Here is a 17,141-nt window from a genome sequence, read left to right as displayed (position 1 = left end):
CAAAATACAAGCTTATTTACTTTGCAATACGTTTGTATTTGATGCGGTGAGGTTCTGCCGCTTGTGCACCTAGAGTCTTTTTCAGCCACTCTGTATATTCAGTATAGTTACCTTCGTAGAAGTTAACTTGACCTTCATCACGGTAGTCTAAGATATGGGTCGCAATACGGTCAAGGAACCAACGGTCATGCGAGATAACCATTGCACAGCCAGGGAACTCAAGTAGTGCTTCTTCAAGAGCTCGTAGTGTCTCAACATCAAGGTCATTGGTTGGTTCATCGAGTAGCAGTACGTTACCGCCCGCTTTTAGCAGTTTCGCTAGGTGAACACGGTTGCGTTCACCACCAGAAAGCTGACCGATGATCTTTTGTTGGTCGTTGCCTTTGAAGTTGAAACGAGAGCAGTATGCACGAGCAGGGATTTCGAAGTTGTTGATCTTAATGATATCAGCGCCTTCAGAGATCTCTTGGAATACTGTTTTTGTGTCGTCCATGCTGTCACGGAACTGATCAACAGAAGCAAGCTTAACCGTTTCGCCAAGTTCAACTGTGCCTGAATCTGGCTGTTCTGCGCCACTTAGCATCTTGAATAGTGTTGATTTACCCGCACCATTGGCACCAACGATACCAACGATAGCGCCTTTAGGCATGCTGAATGATAGGTCATCGATAAGAACGCGATCACCAAATGACTTCGTTAGGTTCTTAACTTCAAGTACTTTGTCACCTAAACGCTCACCTGGTGGGATGAACAATTCGTTGGTTTCGTTACGCTTCTGGTATTGGCCAGTCGTCATTTCTTCAAAACGGGCCATACGAGCTTTAGACTTAGCTTGACGACCTTTAGGGTTTTGACGAACCCATTCAAGTTCTTTCTCAATCGTTTTTTGACGTGCGCTTTCGCCAGCTTTTTCTTGCTTCAAACGCTCATCTTTCTGTTCTAGCCAAGATGTGTAGTTACCTTCCCATGGGATACCTTCACCACGGTCAAGTTCTAGAATCCAACCTGCAGCGTTGTCTAGGAAGTAACGGTCGTGGGTAATCGCCACAACAGTACCGCTGTAATCAACAAGGAAATGCTCAAGCCAAGCAACTGATTCTGCATCCAAGTGGTTGGTTGGTTCATCAAGAAGCAGCATGTCTGGCTTCTCAAGAAGTAGACGACAGATAGCAACACGACGACGTTCACCACCTGATAGGAATTCGATTTTCGCATCCCACTCAGGAAGACGAAGTGCATCTGCAGCTCGCTCTAGAGCTGTTTCTAGGTTATGACCATCTTTTGCTTGGATCAGTGCTTCAAGCTCACCTTGCTCTTTCGCTAATGCATCGAAATCTGCATCAGGTTCTGCGTAAGCAGCATATACTGCGTCGATGCGCTTAAGTGCGTCAGCAACATCTGAAACCGCTTCTTCTACGATTTCACGAACGGTTTTTGATTCGTCTAGTACAGGTTCTTGCGGTAGGTAACCTACTTTTAGACCTTGTTGTGCACGAGCTTCACCATCAATATCAGTATCAATACCAGCCATGATACGTAGTAGGGTAGATTTACCTGAACCATTTAGACCCAAAACACCGATTTTAGCGCCAGGAAAAAAGCTAAGAGAAATGTCTTTAAGAATTTGACGCTTAGGTGGAACAGTTTTGCTCACCCGAGACATGGTATATACGTATTCAGCCATTGCCGATCGATCCTAATTATTGTTCAAAATTGTTTGCTATTTTATACCAATATCCTCAAAGATGTTACTCCTAGGACAGAAAAGCCATTCTTGAACTAATCCTCACCTATTATTGTCACATTGGTCATTAAAACTATATTTAATAAGCTTTCGAGGCGATGTGTTAAATATTAACAATATTTACACTCAAACTCTTTACATTTGATGTGATGTCGGGCGTAAATAGACTTCACGTATTCATACACGCACTAAGGAAAGAGCGAATGTTTTTCCGCATTGGTAATACGAAAATTGCTGTCGCTGCATCGGCAATTTTGTTTTCATTTTCACAGGCTCCAATGGCTATGGCCAGCAATGCTTCCGAGCTTGAAATGCAGCGTGATGTTTATGACAGAGCGCAAGAGGTTTTAGACAACCGTGATCTAAAAGCTTATTCAGCACTTCGTAACAAAATTCAAACATACCCGTTAACACCTTACACTGACTATCGCGCCTTTTTACTGGGCTTAGGTGATCGAACGCCAAGCGAGGTGGATGCTTTTATTGAAGAGAACACAGCACTGCCGTTTTCCAATCGTATACGAGCGCCTTATTTAGATTTATTGGCGGCTCAAAAACAGTGGAAGACGATCCTTGAGTTTCAAACCCAAGAGCCTGTTGGTGAAAAATATCAATGTATCTATTACCGCGCTAATTATGAACAAGGTAATCAAGATCTCGCCTTTAAAGGTGCGAAACAACTTTGGTTAAGTGGCCGTGGTGTTGATGATAACTGTGATTCACTTTTCGAAAGTTGGGATGAAGCGGGCTTAAGAACGGATCAGCTGATTCTGGACAGAATGCTTTTAGCGTTCGAGAGTCGAAACGGTAAGTTAATGAGCTACTTGGTTAAGCAATTAGATCATGATGAGTCAATTACTCAAGCGAAGCAGATGAAGGCGTTGTACAACAAGCCTGAAGATGTACTCGCGTTTGCTAAGAAGCACCCAGCGAATGAATTCTACCAAGCACAAACCGAATTTGGTTTCGAGAAGCTAGTAAGGAAATCCGCAAGCAGCGCTCAAGAGGTTTTTGATGATGTTGTGAAAGCTCAAAAATTTTCGAAAGAAAAATCCCAAGAGCTCGCGGATTACCTAGCGTTCCGCTTGATCAATACCGACTCTGAAGAGTTGATGGCGTGGCGAGACAAAATGCTCGCGAGTTCATCAAAGCAAGTTTTGCTGGAAAGACGTGCTCGCTTAGCTATTCAACATGCCGATTGGACGGGTTTGAAAGAGTGGATTGCGCGCTTAGATGGTAAACATCAAGCTTCGCTTCGCTGGCAGTATTGGCAGGGTAGAGCTGAGATTGCGCTAGGCGATACTGCTGAAGGTAATAAGCGATTGTCAGACATTTTGGGTCAGCGTAATTTCTATAGTGTGGCTGCCGCTAAGCAATTAAATAAGCCTGTTAGCTATCCAACGTCGACCCTTAAATACAGTGCAGAAATGGTGAAACCATTCGACACTTCTTTGGTTCGCATAGGTGAGCTGATTGAGCGAGATAAAATAGCGGCTGCAAAGAGTGAGTGGCGCTGGTTATTAAGTCATGCAGATAAAGAGCAAAAAGCGATGCTTGCTGCTCATGCTGCGACACATCGATGGAATCACTTTACGGTAACGGCGAGTATTTCTGCGAAGATGTGGGATAACATTGCGTTACGTTTCCCTGTCGCTCATAAGTGGTGGTTTAATTTCTATGCCGAGAAGCACGATCTCGATCCAATTACTTTGATGTCTTTAGCAAGACAAGAGAGTGCGATGGATTCAGAGGCTCGCTCTCCAGTTGGCGCGCGTGGCATCATGCAAATTATGCCAAAGACGGCGCAATACACGGCTAACAAACATAAGATTAAGTACCAGGGCAGCGATGATCTTTATGATGTAGGTAAGAATATTGAGATAGGCAGTCATTATTTAGATGGCCTACTCGCTCAATATGATGATAACCGCATCTTCGCATTTGCCGCGTATAATGCTGGCCCTAGTCGTGTGAAACAGTGGCGATCTCGCAGCGATGAAAAGCTCGATGCATTTGCTTTTATCGAGATGATCCCATTCAAAGAGACTCGTGGTTACGTTCAGAATATCTTGATGTTTGAGACTTACTATCGAGATATCCTGGGTGAGAAAGGGACGTTTTTAGCACCTCACGAGGCAAAAACGAAATACTAAGCTTTCTGTATTTTTCTCCAAGCTGAGTAATATTAAAGGCAGTGAGTGCGAACCATTTCCACTTACTGCCTTTTTACATTGGATCACATCAAGTGTTTCGGTATAAAGTGTTCGACGCTTTCAATCGTTAAGCGACTCTTTAAAGTCAGAATTTAAAAGTAAGTGTAGAGATATGGCATCACAACCTGAATATGAGAATTGGCAACAACTGATGGACTTGGTAAAGACGGCTGTCGAAAAAGATCAGCATGAACTATTGTTGACCATGATGATGACACCAGACGAGCGAGATGCTTTAGTTGCTCGAATTAACATCTTTTGTGAGTTGATGAAAGGTGAGATGTCTCAACGACAGGTTAGCCAAATGCTGGGAGTAGGCGTCGCGACGATAACCAGAGGCTCAAATGAGCTAAAGGCCAAATCTGAACAAGAGAAAGCCGTGATCGCCGACCTTTTGCTCAAACAATAACTGAGTTAAGCAACCTCTGAGTAGTGTGTCTATTAATTCGATAAAAACGCTAACTGAATGTTAGCGTTTTTTAATTCTGGTGATTGTTCTCTGAGGCTTTCGAAGTTTAGCGAAGATCTAGATAGGAAAGTGCTCTGGATTCACAAATGGGATCAGCGCTAAAATTAAAGCCTGATGATAGACAGAGCTGCGTGTTAGTTGGTTATGCGTTAGTAGGCCAATCGCACCGCCTTTTTGTTTGATATTATCGGTGCCAAACACTTCATCCATCACATCCCCTAGCTCGTTCGCATGTTCTAACTTTTCAAGTACTGCAGGTGGCAACATCAAACTTGCTGAACGCGATTCTCCACGTAGGCCATTTGCTTCGATCACCATCCATGCAAAGGTAACGTTTTTTTCTATTCCAGCTTCTAATCCCACATAAAAATCTGCATTAGGCTGAGCTTGGATCGTGTTGTAAACACGATTTACCGCACCTTGATAGGTTTCGTCGTTGCTCATGGGTTGATCGGCGACGCCACTAGGGACACTGATGCCTTTGAAATCAAATTCAGTATCAGGAAAAGCCGATAAGAATGCACTTTTAACGGCGCTAATTTTAGCTGGATTCAGCGATGCGATGATTACAGATTTCATGTGGTTGATTCTTTTTATTATCGATAAAATTGAGTTGATGCTGTCGGTACCATTCCGTCAGCTCTTCTAATGGCATTGGCTTACCAAAATAATAGCCTTGTAGCATATCGCACTGCGCATCTTGTAACCACTGATGCATGCATTGAGTTTCAATTCCTTCGGCTGTGACCTTTTTCCCTTGAGCATGGCATAGCCCGATAATGGGTTTCACTATGTTCTGGTTATCTGTCTCAATCAAGGTGTCCAAAAAGGTTTTATCCAATTTAATCTTCTGAGTTGGATATTGAACCAGTTGAGTGATCGAGGTGTAACCAGAACCAAAGTCGTCGATTGCTAATCTATAGCCCATGTATGATAACTGGTTAAGTAATGGGAACCCCTGAGAGTTTGAGTAAAAGGTTTCTGTGATTTCAAAATCGATCAAATTGGGCGGAATCTGATTGATTTTCGCATGCTCTTTGATGAAATCAGCAAGGTGAGTGGTTTTAATCCCGGCTGAAGATAAGTTAATCGATAGCTGAATAGAGTGATCGAATTGAGCTTGAAGTTGATGGAATGAAGCAAATGCATTCTGGATAACCCAGCGATCAATTATTTCAAATAATCCGGTTTGTTCGGCGATAGGAATGAATTCATCGGGTGGCACTAAACCAAGGTGTTTTGAGTGCCAACGTAATAGCACTTCTACACCAATAATATAACTTCCCGTTGAGTCCATATAAGGCATGTAAACGAGCTTAAACTCTTCATCAAAGTTATTTTCTCTGAGGGCGCTCTCAATACTGGCTTGACGCTGAATGGTTTTATCTAAGTCTAACGAGTAATCTGCGAATTGGTTTTTACCTGCACGTTTGGCTTGATACATCGCGGTATCAGCATTCGAAAGAAGCTTCTCGATTGTATCGCCATCATTAGGGTGGGTCGCAATACCAATACTGACCGTAATCGGGAAATTACCTGACTCGGTGACAAACCCCTTTTGTAGTGGGGTGAGTAAATCATTCGAAAATCGATGTGCGATATTTTCTTGGTGATTTGGAGCATTAATGTATACAACGAACTCGTCCCCAGAAAGTCGGGCTGGCAGACAGTGGGCATTTAATTCTGTTTTGTAGTGGTTACAAATATTGGAGATACGCTGAGCAAAACTGACGAGAATCGAGTCGCCGATCTGATGCCCGTATTTATCGTTCACAAATTTGAAGTTATCTAAATCAAAGTAGAGAACCCAGGTTTCGGTGTTCGAACTAGGTTTTGACAACGACTGCTGCACGAAGGTTTGAAACTGGTGCCTATTGGCTATTTGGGTCAACTGATCATTTTCTGCCAACAACTTAGTCTGTTGGTACGTGTCATCCAACTCTTGGTACATATCATAAAAGCGTTGGGATAAGCGCCCCAACTCATCATTTGTTCCTAGGCGCTCAATGTTTTTTCTCTGTTTTTTCTCAACCTCTTGAAGCTGCCTATCTAAACGGGTGATCGGGTTTATCACCCAGCGAGATAGCAGGATCAGCAGTAAGGTAACACTGACAAATGCAGATAGGGCAAAGGATAGGCTCAGTTCATTCCAGATAGATTTGAGTTTGTTGTCTAATAAGAATGGTGCAGGATCGAGCGTGGCGTAGAGGCCAGGTGCTAGCTTTATAGATTGTGTTAACTCACGCCCCTGTGTCACTAACGTAGGGGTAAAAAACAAAGTAGTTTGATAGTCGAACTCTATCTGTTTTCGTAGTGAATTAAACTTATCAAGAGAGACAGATACAACCACAAAAAACACATTGTTGGGTGGATCGTTTATTGGTGTCGAAACTGTTTTTTTATCAATAACATCATAATGAACTAATACCCCTTCACCTTGGGAATTCTGTATGTAGTCCGTACTCGAAGTTGCTAACGTTTTTTGATATTGATGCTCAATGAACTCTAATATCTTGGGATCCATTTTTGCGAAAGGATCATTGGTATTGTCAGCGTAATATTTAAGAGCTCGATCGCTATCAAGCAACGCGACCCTTGTAAAACTGTCGTTACCATCTTGCAGTAACTTAATCGTTTCGTTTAGGTTATCAGTCAGTTCACGTTGGTGGTCGACATTTTCATCAACCATAAAATAACGCTTAACCAGGTCACTATTGGTGAGGGTGTAGGAGTAATTGTTGAGGAAAGAACGAGACTGTTGAAAATAGCCTGCTAATTTTTCCATGCTTAATTGCAGTGCATTGTCTTCACGTTTGATAAAGCTGCTTTTTTGTGTGGAATAGATGATATAGCTAGAAGCCGCTGTACTGATCAGTATTACGGGGGCAATCACAAGTAATATTTTAGTACTTAGCTTCATGGTTATTCACAACATGGTTTATAAATTTTAGCGCGCAAGTTTATGTTATTTCGAGAGTTCTTGCCATCGATTATATTGTGTTTGAAGAGTTTTGTTTGGGTTTTAAGTTTTTGTATTTACTGATTAAATTATCAGTAATGAGTGTTTAAGTAAGTACGGTGGGAGTGATTGAAGTGGATAGGAGTGAGAATCAGTAACACAACCAATTCATTTTTAAGTATACAGACTTTGCGTATTCCTTAGTTCGAGTTTTATTCCATTAGTTACTTTCTTTTAGCATTTGGCCTGTAGTAGGCCAAATGCTTGTATTAGTGAAAAGCTTATAGCAGTTAAAATGGGGGAACAGATAATAAAAAGTTAAGACAACTTAACCTGAGTAGCCTTAATGTTTTCACTTGGGTAACAACCTAACACTTTTAGGTGACGAGTTATGGCTGTTAGTTCCGTTATCGCTTGCTGCATATTATCTGAATCTAAGTGTGCTTCTAAATCCACATAGAACATCTCTTCCCAAGGGTTACCCATGATAGGACGAGATTCCAGCTTGGTCATGTTAATACCTAAGCGTTGCAGAATCAGCAGTGTTTCAACCAAAGAACCGGCTTCTTGAGAAGTCGACATGATGAGTGTCGTCTTAGCTGGGATCTGAGTCGATACTTCAACAGGCTTACGAGCGACCACGATGAAACGAGTGTGGTTCTCAGTTTGATTTGCAATGTTGCCTTGGATTGGTTGAAGTCCATAAAGCTTGCCGCTCGATGCATTACCAATCGCTGCCACATCATCACCGTCTAGATCTTTTACCTTTTTCATAGCATCAGCTGTGCTTGCACAAGATTCAAGGCTGACATCTTTAAGGCGGCTTAAAAACTCACTGCATTGTTGATGAGGTTGTGGGTGCGAATAGAGCGTTTTAATGTCTTCTAAACGAATATCATTTTTCGCGACAAGGCAGTGTTCAATCGGTTGAGAAAGTTCACCAACGATGTAAAGCGTTGTGTGTTGTAGCAGATCGTAGACTTCGTTAATTGACCCTGAACTGGTATTTTCAATCGGCAGTACACCGTAGTCGGCATGGCCCGATTCTACAGTCGATGCGACTTCTTTGAAGTGATTACAGTTCAGCTCAATTAATTCCATATTCTTGCGGCTGAAGTATTCACGGCTCGCAAGGTGAGAATACGATCCCTTAGAACCTAAGAATGCAACGCGAGCTAGTGGTTTACGGCTTTGCGGATTCGCTAGGTTTTGTAAGTATGACTGCTGCAGTAAAACGGAATCTTCGATGATGGTGTGAAACAGCTTAGTAATGTACTGAGCATCCAATTCGTACTTGTCTTTTCCGTTGTTGATCAATTTGACTAGTAGTTGTTGCTCTCGTACTGCATCACGAACGGGTTTTGATGTTTCTACCTTGCTTTTAGCGACTTCGATACTCAGCTTACGACGCTCTGAAAGTAATTTTAGGAGTTCGTCGTCTAAATCATTGAGACGAAGGCGGATATCATCTAGTGAAATTGTTCGGTCAGTCATAAATGTGTCCTTATAAAAAAGCCCCCCTAGTGTGGGAGGCTTCTTGTTCGTTTTTGACTTGTTTTTCTAAAACGACTTAGCCTCCGATTTACGGAAGAAAAAAGAAGTCAAAAATAAACAAAGAGTGAGAGTGCATAAAAAGTGATTGTTTTATGAATGTTTAAACACAATAAGCAAGCGAGCTACGAGCGTCAAGCAAAAAAATAGCGCCCTGAGGCGCTATTTTTTAATCTGTCATATTTCCTTATTCTACTTCAGCTTCTAGCTCTTCGATTTCAGGCTTTTCAGCGCGGCGCGCTTCTGGTTTATGGCGCAGCTTGTTGAGTTGACGCTCTAGTTTTTGTTCTACTTCGTTGATAGCTACGTAGAGGTCGTCATGAATTGATGAAGCAACAAGTTGGCCTTTTGGTACCGTTAGAACGGCTTCAAATTTTTTCTTTTTATTTGGTTCTTCGCTAAAGCTCGCTTGGCAGCCAATGATGTCTACTTGCCATTTATCCAGCTTCTTAAATTTGCTTTCTATGTGATCACGGATTGCAGAGGTAATGTCGATATTTTTACCAGTGATGTTCATTTTCATAGAAGTTTTCCTCTGTTGTATCCCTCATGGGTTAACTTCAGATTACGACTTTCAGGAATAAAGAATGTGATCTAGATCTTGTTTTGGTTGGGTGGGATAAGCATTAAAATCAAATGTGATCTCACGCAAGTCTTGAGATCTTTTTGTCGAAAAATACTTGTTATCCCTATGAAAAACGATAAGTTGGAGACAAGGCTTCGCTAAAAATTAAACCAGTTTTTAGGGGCGGTCTACAGCCTATAGAAAGTGCTTGATTGAAATTTACTCAATAGTGTTTTGTGATATAGGTATCATGATGTAGCTCTCTGCGTAAGCTTCTTCAGAATTAGATAAACAAAAGCCGCATAAGTTTTCTTATGCGGCTTTTATGTTTTTAACCTTATCTAACACCTTTGTTCCTCAAGCTCTGATGTTAAGGGCGAAGTTAATCGTTAGTGTTCAGTAATCTCGCTGTACCGTCCTCTCGGATGGCATTGATTGCTTGCAATTGTTTGTAAATGACGAAGTAACGATTGATGTTGGCGACATAGGTTACGGGTTCTTTACTCACGTACTTACGAGTGATGATTTCCACGTTTTTAAACCAGATATTTGGGTTATAACCCTTTTTTTTAGCAATGTTCCGCATCTTTCTTATCTTAGCGGGGCCTGCGTTGTAAGACGCCAACGTAAAATAGATCTGGTTGTCAGCCGTTATGGCAGGGTCATTAAAATATCGGTCTTTGATAAAACGCATATATTTCACGCCGGCATGGATGTTGTTATCCACTTTATGAATATTTTTGATATTAACGTTTTTGTCTTTGGCCGTACTTGGTAAAACCTGCATGACGCCAATCGCCCCACGATGAGATACTTGACTCTGATCGAGCCCTGACTCTTGGAACCCTTGAGCAGACATCATTAAAGGATCAAATTCGTACTTGCTGGAGTACTTCTCAAATACGTCAGCGAGCTTGGCAACTCTGTCGACTTTGTTTGGATTGAGAGCTCGACCTAACCAACGCGTATTATCGATATATTTTTGGTAGATCACGTTACCCAGTAAAGTACCTGTGCGGGCTTTCTTAACGTACTTGTTGATTTCCTTTTTGAGAAGAGGGCTATCCTTTCTCAGTGCCCAAGCAATTTGACCATCCTCTCGCAAAGGTAAGTCGCTATGGATCTGAATGTTTTCCATTACATCAGTCCATAGTTTTGCTTTATGGCTATCTAGAATCGTGCCTTGTATATACCCCTGATTAACCAGTTCTATCAGTTCGTAATCTTGGAGAGATTCTTCGATAAAGTGGACATGTAATGGTGGCAACCCGAGTTCATTGAGCTCCATATTCACTTTTTGCACACTTTCGAAGTAGCTAGAGCTCGCGCGGATCCATACTTCTTTACCGCTCAATTGCTTGATTTCGGTGAGAGGTTCTGAATTTTTTCCAGTGATAATGAGTTCTTTACCATCTTTAATCATGGGATCTGAAAAGTCGATCACTCGTAACCGCTTATCAGTAATGGTTAGGTTTGCTACCGCGACATCACCGTATCCGGATTCTAATGAAGGAAGAAGATCATCTCGCTGAACCGGAATGATCTGCACATTGAGATAGGGGTGTTTCTTACGAAGGCTTTTCTCAAAGTGATAGAGCATTTCTGCCACAATGCCTTTTGGCTTGCCATCTTCTATGTAGTAAAAGCCCAGATCAGCCGATACCAATACTCTCACTGTTCCTTTTGTTTTGAGTACATCTAAGTCTCCCATGTAAGGTTGATTGCTCAATGGGGACAGTTCTAATGCGTTGGAAAGTTGGCTAAATAACCCGATCCAGATAAATAATAACATCCTGCTCACATCCACACTCCATGTTGATGTTTTGTTAAAAGTTATCTATTGAAGATACTGCTTATGCTGCCATTCATCAAGTTTACCAGACGAAGTTCAAAAAAAATCGCGCTAACAAATTAGCGCGATTTTGAAGTGATTGTTTTAGTTAACGACGAGTATGATTCGCTGACTAAGGTAGTGGATTGAGCTCGATTAACTTTTCTGTTCGTAACACTGCGTCTTCTAAGCCTAGTTGTTCATAAGCTTCTAACTGAATATCCAAAGACTTACGTGCAGCAATTGTGTCTGGGTAAGTCTTCTGCAGTTCTTGTGTTCTGTTTATAGCTGCAATCCAAGCTTCACGACGCAGGTAGAAATCAGCTGTTGCTAAGTCATACTCCGCTAGGCGGTTTTTCAGTGCGAACATGCGTTTTTGTGCATCTTCAGCGTATGGGCTTGCAGGGAAACGTTCTAACAGTCGTTTGAAATCAGCAAATGCAAGTTTCACTGGCTCTGGATCTCGGTCGCTACGATCGATATTAAAAATATCATGCATGAAGTTTCGGTCTTGTGCCATATGCGTTAAACCGCGCATGTAAAGAACCCAATCTTGTTTCTCATGAGTTGGGTTTAAACGTAGGAATCGCGAAATAGTCGCAAGGCCAAGCGCCAAGTCATCATTTTTGTAGTAAGCGTAAATCAGATCCAGTTGTACTTGTTCAGAATAGGCGCCGAATGGGTAACGTGAGTCTAAGGCTTCTAGCTTTTCGATTGCAGAAAGCCAGCTACCACTCTGCAGTGATTCTTGGGCGTCAGAGTAAAGAACCGATGGCGGTACATCCGGTACTATTTCTTCACTACTTGAACAACCAACTAAGAGTGATACGGCTAATAGACCCGTTAAAGTAAGGTGTTTCATGTCAGGCGTCGATTCCTTGAATTAAATATTTCGTAAGCTTCCGTTACTTTCTAACCAGTAACAGATACAATGATGCAATTATTCTATTTTATCCATACTAATGGGTATTAGTCTCACGGTTTTTAAAAAAGTTCGATATGGCTCAGCAGATAACATTAACAGACACAGTAAAAAGCAGCCAGTTAGGTCAACGTTTAGACCAAGCTGTCGCTGAACTATTTACCGATTTTTCTCGCTCTCGTATTAAAGAGTGGCTTCTTGACGGCAAAATCCAAGTGGATGGCGAAGTTATCACTAAACCGCGCACCATAGTTTTGGGCGGTGAAGCGATCATCTTACAAGCAGAGCTTGCGGATGAAGAGCGCTGGGAAGCACAAGATATTCCGTTAGACATTGTCTATGAAGATGATGATTTATTGGTTATCAATAAACCTCGCGATCTGGTTGTACACCCAGGTGCAGGTACGCCGGATGGAACCATACTAAACGCATTGCTTTTCCATTACCCTCAGATTGCTGAAGTACCTCGTGCGGGTATTGTGCACCGTCTTGATAAAGACACAACAGGTCTTATGGTTGTGGCTAAAACGGTTCCAGCTCAAACTCGTCTTGTACGAGCTCTTGCTAAACGTCGTATTACTCGTGAATATGAAGCAATTGCTATTGGTAAAATGACAGCGGGTGGTGTGGTTGAGAAAGGCATTAGCCGTCATGCAACTAAGCGTACGTTAATGGACGTTAATGAACTGGGTAAGCCTGCGGTAACTCACTACCGTGTTGCTGAGCACTTCCGTGAACATACTCGTATTCGTCTGCGTCTAGAAACAGGTCGTACTCACCAAATCCGTGTTCACATGTCATACCTTCAGCATCCGCTGTTAGGTGATATCGCGTACGGTGGTCGTGCACGTATTCCAAAAGGTGCATCTGAAGAGCTAACGACAATGATTCGTTCTTTTGATCGCCAAGCGCTACACGCGGTTATGCTGAAGTTTGTTCACCCGATTACTGGTGAAGAAGTTGAGTTCCATGCACCTGTGCCAAATGACATGGTTGTGATGGCTGAAGCGTTGCGTGTTGATGCTCGTGAAAACATAGAAGACGACATTTAATCGTGTCAATGATCATCCCTGACTGGAATGCACCAAAAAACGTGAAAGCATTTGCTTCGACTCGTTTTGATGGTTGTTCTACAGGTGCTTATCAAGGGTTAAACCTTGGTATGCACGTTGGGGATGATGCTTTACTTGTTGAAAGTAATCGAACATGGCTAAAGCAACAATCTAAGATGCCCACGGCTCCGGTATGGCTAAATCAAACTCACTCAACGGATGTCGTTACAGTGTTAGAACCTGTGGCGAATGTGCTTGATGCGGATGGTGTATTTACCACTGCAACGGGTGTTGTGTGTTCTGCGATGACAGCCGATTGCTTACCGGTCATCCTTACCGATACCAAAGGCACTCAAGTTGCTGCCGTTCATGCGGGTTGGCGCGGTCTTGCTGGTGGCATTCTTGAAAATGCCGTCGCAAAGTTTTCAAACCTAGATCCAGAGAATCAGATCATTGCTTGGCTTGGTCCTGCTATTGGTAAAGATGCGTTTGAGGTGGGCAACGATGTGTTGGACGCTTTTGTTCGTTTTGACCCTCAAGCGAAATTAGCATTTAAAGCTAAATCTGAACCTGGCAAGTGGTTAGCAAACATGTCTCAACTTGCGACTCAACGATTAATGAAAGTTGGCGTGACTTCGGTGACAGATTCGAATCTATGTACATACGCAGATTCAGATGCTTTCTATTCTTATCGTCGTGATGGTATTACTGGGCGTCAGGCAACATTTATTTGGTTAGAGTAATCTCTGACTAGCATAACCACTCATCCAGTTCATTTATATTTTCATATCAGCTCTATTCTTCATCCTTATCCCTTGAAAATCTGCGTTACCGTATCCATCTTCTAACCATAAGATAAACATATCTAAGAGTAGGAAGGTTGGCATGCGTCTCGATCGATTCACTAGTAAATTCCAAATTGCGATATCTGATGCTCAGTCGCTCGCATTAGGTCGTGATCACCAATATATAGAACCTGTACACCTAATGGTGTCTTTGCTTAATCAAGATGGCAGTGCGATTCGTCCATTGCTCACCATGTTGAATATTGATGTTGTTCAATTGCGTTCTAAATTAAGTGAAGTATTAGACCGAGTCCCAAAAGTAAGTGGTATCGGTGGTGATGTTCAGCTTTCTAACGCAATGGGAACGCTATTCAACCTATGTGACAAGGTCGCGCAAAAGCGTCAAGACAGTTACATATCTTCAGAAGTATTCCTACTCGCTGCAATAGAAGACAAAGGACCTCTAGGTAACTTACTTAAAGAGTTAGGCCTGACCGAGCAAAAACTATCTCAAGCTATCGAGCAAGTTCGTGGTGGTCAAAAGGTTGATGACCCGAATGCGGAAGATAGACGCCAAGCTTTAGAGAAGTTCACCATTGATCTGACCGAGCGAGCTGAGCAAGGCAAGCTAGATCCTGTGATTGGTCGTGATGATGAAATTCGTCGCACGATCCAAGTCCTTCAACGTCGTACTAAGAACAACCCTGTCATTATCGGTCAACCCGGTGTGGGTAAAACTGCGATTGTCGAAGGTTTGGCTCAGCGTATTATCAATAATGAAGTGCCTGAAGGCTTAAGAGGCCGACGAGTGCTTTCATTAGACATGGGCTCATTAGTTGCGGGTGCTAAATATCGTGGTGAATTCGAAGAGCGTCTAAAATCAGTGCTTAATGAATTATCGAAAGAAGAAGGCAATGTCATTCTCTTTATCGATGAAATTCATACTATGGTCGGCGCAGGTAAAGGCGAAGGTTCTATGGATGCGGGTAACATGCTGAAACCAGCATTAGCTCGTGGTGAACTGCATTGTGTCGGCGCAACAACGCTCGATGAATACCGACAATATATAGAGAAAGACCCGGCTTTGGAGCGTCGATTCCAAAAAGTGATCGTGGATGAACCCACTGTTGAAGACACGGTAGCGATTCTTCGTGGTTTGAAAGAGCGCTATGAACTCCACCATCATGTAGAAATTACCGATCCTGCTATCGTAGCGGCGGCAACGTTATCTCACCGGTACGTTTCAGATCGTCAGTTACCAGATAAGGCGATTGATCTCATTGATGAAGCGGCTTCGAGTATTCGAATGCAGATAGATTCAAAGCCCGAGTCATTGGATAAGTTAGAGCGCAAAATCATTCAATTGAAGATCGAACAGCAAGCTTTGACGAATGAAAATGATGAGGCCAGTGAAAAACGCCTGCGCACGCTACAAAGCGAACTTTCTGAGAAAGAACGAGATTTCGCAGAACTTGAAGAAGTTTGGAACGCTGAAAAAGCGGCGCTGTCTGGTACGCAACATATTAAATCAGAGCTAGAACAAGCTCGAATGGATATGGATTTTGCACGACGCGCTGGTGACCTTAACCGTATGTCTGAATTGCAATATGGTCGAATCCCAGAATTGGAGAAGCAGTTAGATCTCGCGACTCAAGCTGAAATGCAAGAAATGACCTTATTACGTAATAAGGTGACCGACGCTGAGATCGCCGATGTCCTTTCAAATCAAACCGGTATTCCTGTTTCTAAAATGCTAGAAGCAGAAAAGGAGAAGCTTCTGAAAATGGAAGGTGTTCTGCATAAGCGGGTTATCGGTCAAGCGGAAGCGGTCGAAGTGGTATCGAATGCGATTCGTCGTAGCCGTGCTGGTTTGTCTGATCCGAATAAGCCGATTGGTTCGTTCTTGTTCTTAGGGCCAACAGGTGTCGGTAAAACGGAACTGTGTAAAACATTAGCTAACTTTATGTTCGATAGTGAAGATGCGATGGTTCGTATCGATATGTCTGAGTTTATGGAAAAACACTCTGTTGCTCGTTTAGTTGGTGCGCCCCCTGGTTATGTGGGTTATGAAGAAGGTGGGTACTTAACCGAAGCTGTTCGTCGAAAACCTTATTCTGTCATTCTGCTTGATGAGGTAGAGAAAGCTCACCCAGATGTTTTCAATATTCTATTGCAGGTTTTGGATGATGGACGATTAACTGACGGACAAGGTCGCACCGTCGATTTTAGAAATACCGTGGTAATCATGACATCGAACCTAGGTTCAACTCGTATTCAAGAGAACTTTAATACATTGGATTACCAAGGCATTAAAAATGAGGTTATGGAAGTTGTGGGTAAACATTTCCGACCTGAGTTTTTGAACCGAGTTGACGAAAGTGTCGTGTTCCATCCATTAGGCCAAGAGCACATCGAGTCAATTGCTGCTATTCAGCTTGAGCATTTGAAAAAGCGAATGGAAGACAATGGTTATGAACTCGAAGTTTCAGAAAAAGCGCTCAAGCTAATCTCTCAAGTTGGTTTTGACCCTGTATATGGTGCAAGGCCTCTTAAAAGAGCAATTCAACAAACTGTTGAGAACCCGTTAGCGAAAGCGATACTGGCTGGAAAAATAAATCCAGAGAAGAAAGTACAGCTATTGGTGAATAACGACCGAATTATTGCTCACCAATAATCAAACTATGAATAATAGGTACGATTAGCCGAAATTAAGGCTTAATCGTACCTATTTTGAACGCTTTGTGTGAATAGTGTCCGAACGATCGCCTGTGGCGGTTTTTTTCCGTTTTTGGTCTTGTGCAAAGGGGGATTCTCTCTATAATGCGCCTCCGTTGCCAGGGATAACCAAGCGGTTTGAACTAAGTAACGAGACGACATTAAGCATTTAAGATGCTTTGAAAAATTAGCTGGAAAAAGTGTTTGACACTGGGACCTAATTCGCTAGAATGGCCGTCCACTTAGAGAGGCTCCTTACTAAAAGGAACGCTCAATAAGTAAAGCTCTTTAACAATTTAAACCTATCAATCTGTGTGGGCACTCGTTGATGAATA

General features: G+C 42.4%; 12 protein-coding genes and 1 other annotated feature. Of the genes, 5 read left to right on the top strand and 7 right to left on the bottom strand.

What is annotated here, in order from left to right; translation table 11 throughout:
- Positions 1–16 precede the first annotated feature (16 nt).
- A complete protein-coding gene (gene ettA / locus AB6C75_RS07290) occupies positions 17–1,684 on the bottom strand; it encodes an energy-dependent translational throttle protein EttA (protein WP_009848459.1) in 1,668 nt (555 codons plus the stop codon).
- Positions 1,685–1,947: 263 nt separating this feature from the next.
- Here ettA and AB6C75_RS07285 point away from each other — a divergent pair, with 263 nt between their 5' ends.
- On the top strand, positions 1,948–3,897 hold the full coding sequence (locus AB6C75_RS07285; protein WP_372107482.1) for a transglycosylase SLT domain-containing protein: 1,950 nt from the start codon (positions 1,948–1,950) through the stop codon (positions 3,895–3,897).
- A gap of 172 nt (positions 3,898–4,069) precedes the next feature.
- On the top strand, positions 4,070–4,366 hold the full coding sequence (trpR, locus tag AB6C75_RS07280; RefSeq protein ID WP_009848461.1) for a trp operon repressor: 297 nt from the start codon (positions 4,070–4,072) through the stop codon (positions 4,364–4,366).
- Positions 4,367–4,483: 117 nt separating this feature from the next.
- Here trpR and yjjX read toward each other — a convergent pair whose 3' ends face one another.
- The 6 genes from yjjX to AB6C75_RS07250 all read right to left on the bottom strand — a co-directional run bounded on the left by yjjX (position 4,484) and on the right by AB6C75_RS07250 (position 12,194).
- Positions 4,484–5,005 (bottom strand): inosine/xanthosine triphosphatase, encoded by a 522-nt coding sequence (gene yjjX / locus AB6C75_RS07275; RefSeq protein WP_009848462.1) that lies wholly within the window; start codon positions 5,003–5,005, stop codon positions 4,484–4,486.
- Positions 4,968–7,346, bottom strand: a complete 2,379-nt coding sequence (locus tag AB6C75_RS07270) for an EAL domain-containing protein (RefSeq protein ID WP_372107481.1) — start codon at positions 7,344–7,346, stop codon at positions 4,968–4,970. The genes yjjX and AB6C75_RS07270 overlap by 38 nt, the downstream gene beginning before the upstream one ends.
- Positions 7,347–7,703: 357 nt before the next feature.
- Positions 7,704–8,879: a prephenate dehydratase gene (pheA, locus tag AB6C75_RS07265; protein ID WP_009848464.1), complete on the bottom strand. Its 1,176-nt coding sequence runs from the start codon at positions 8,877–8,879 to the stop codon at positions 7,704–7,706.
- Positions 8,880–8,891: 12 nt separating this feature from the next.
- Positions 8,892–9,013, bottom strand: a sequence feature (Phe leader region).
- A 110-nt stretch (positions 9,014–9,123) separates the two neighbouring features.
- On the bottom strand, positions 9,124–9,459 hold the full coding sequence (gene hpf, locus AB6C75_RS07260; protein WP_004735034.1) for a ribosome hibernation-promoting factor, HPF/YfiA family: 336 nt from the start codon (positions 9,457–9,459) through the stop codon (positions 9,124–9,126).
- 424 nt (positions 9,460–9,883) lie between these two features.
- Complete coding sequence (locus AB6C75_RS07255; protein WP_372107480.1) at positions 9,884–11,308, bottom strand: transporter substrate-binding domain-containing protein; 1,425 nt, start codon at positions 11,306–11,308, stop codon at positions 9,884–9,886.
- Positions 11,309–11,465: 157 nt separating this feature from the next.
- The gene (locus AB6C75_RS07250; RefSeq protein WP_009848466.1) at positions 11,466–12,194 is read right to left on the bottom strand and encodes an outer membrane protein assembly factor BamD; all 729 of its coding nucleotides are present in this window, start codon (positions 12,192–12,194) and stop codon (positions 11,466–11,468) included.
- 137 nt (positions 12,195–12,331) lie between these two features.
- On the opposite strand from AB6C75_RS07250, the gene rluD reads away from it, so the two are divergent.
- The 3 genes from rluD (at position 12,332) to clpB (ending at position 16,765) form a co-directional block, all read left to right on the top strand.
- The gene (gene rluD, locus AB6C75_RS07245; RefSeq protein ID WP_009848467.1) at positions 12,332–13,306 is read left to right on the top strand and encodes a 23S rRNA pseudouridine(1911/1915/1917) synthase RluD; all 975 of its coding nucleotides are present in this window, start codon (positions 12,332–12,334) and stop codon (positions 13,304–13,306) included.
- Between the two features lie 8 nt (positions 13,307–13,314).
- Positions 13,315–14,049: a peptidoglycan editing factor PgeF gene (gene pgeF / locus AB6C75_RS07240; protein ID WP_032500669.1), complete on the top strand. Its 735-nt coding sequence runs from the start codon at positions 13,315–13,317 to the stop codon at positions 14,047–14,049.
- 142 nt (positions 14,050–14,191) lie between these two features.
- Complete coding sequence (clpB, locus tag AB6C75_RS07235) at positions 14,192–16,765, top strand: ATP-dependent chaperone ClpB (RefSeq protein ID WP_372107479.1); 2,574 nt, start codon at positions 14,192–14,194, stop codon at positions 16,763–16,765.
- Positions 16,766–17,141: the final 376 nt, after the last annotated feature.

The organism is Vibrio sp. 10N.237.312.B06 (assembly GCF_041464685.1).
GTDB lineage: Bacteria > Pseudomonadota > Gammaproteobacteria > Enterobacterales > Vibrionaceae > Vibrio > Vibrio tasmaniensis_A.
The sequence above is the reverse complement of the archived record's forward strand: the minus strand, read 5'-3'. Positions and strand labels throughout refer to the sequence as shown.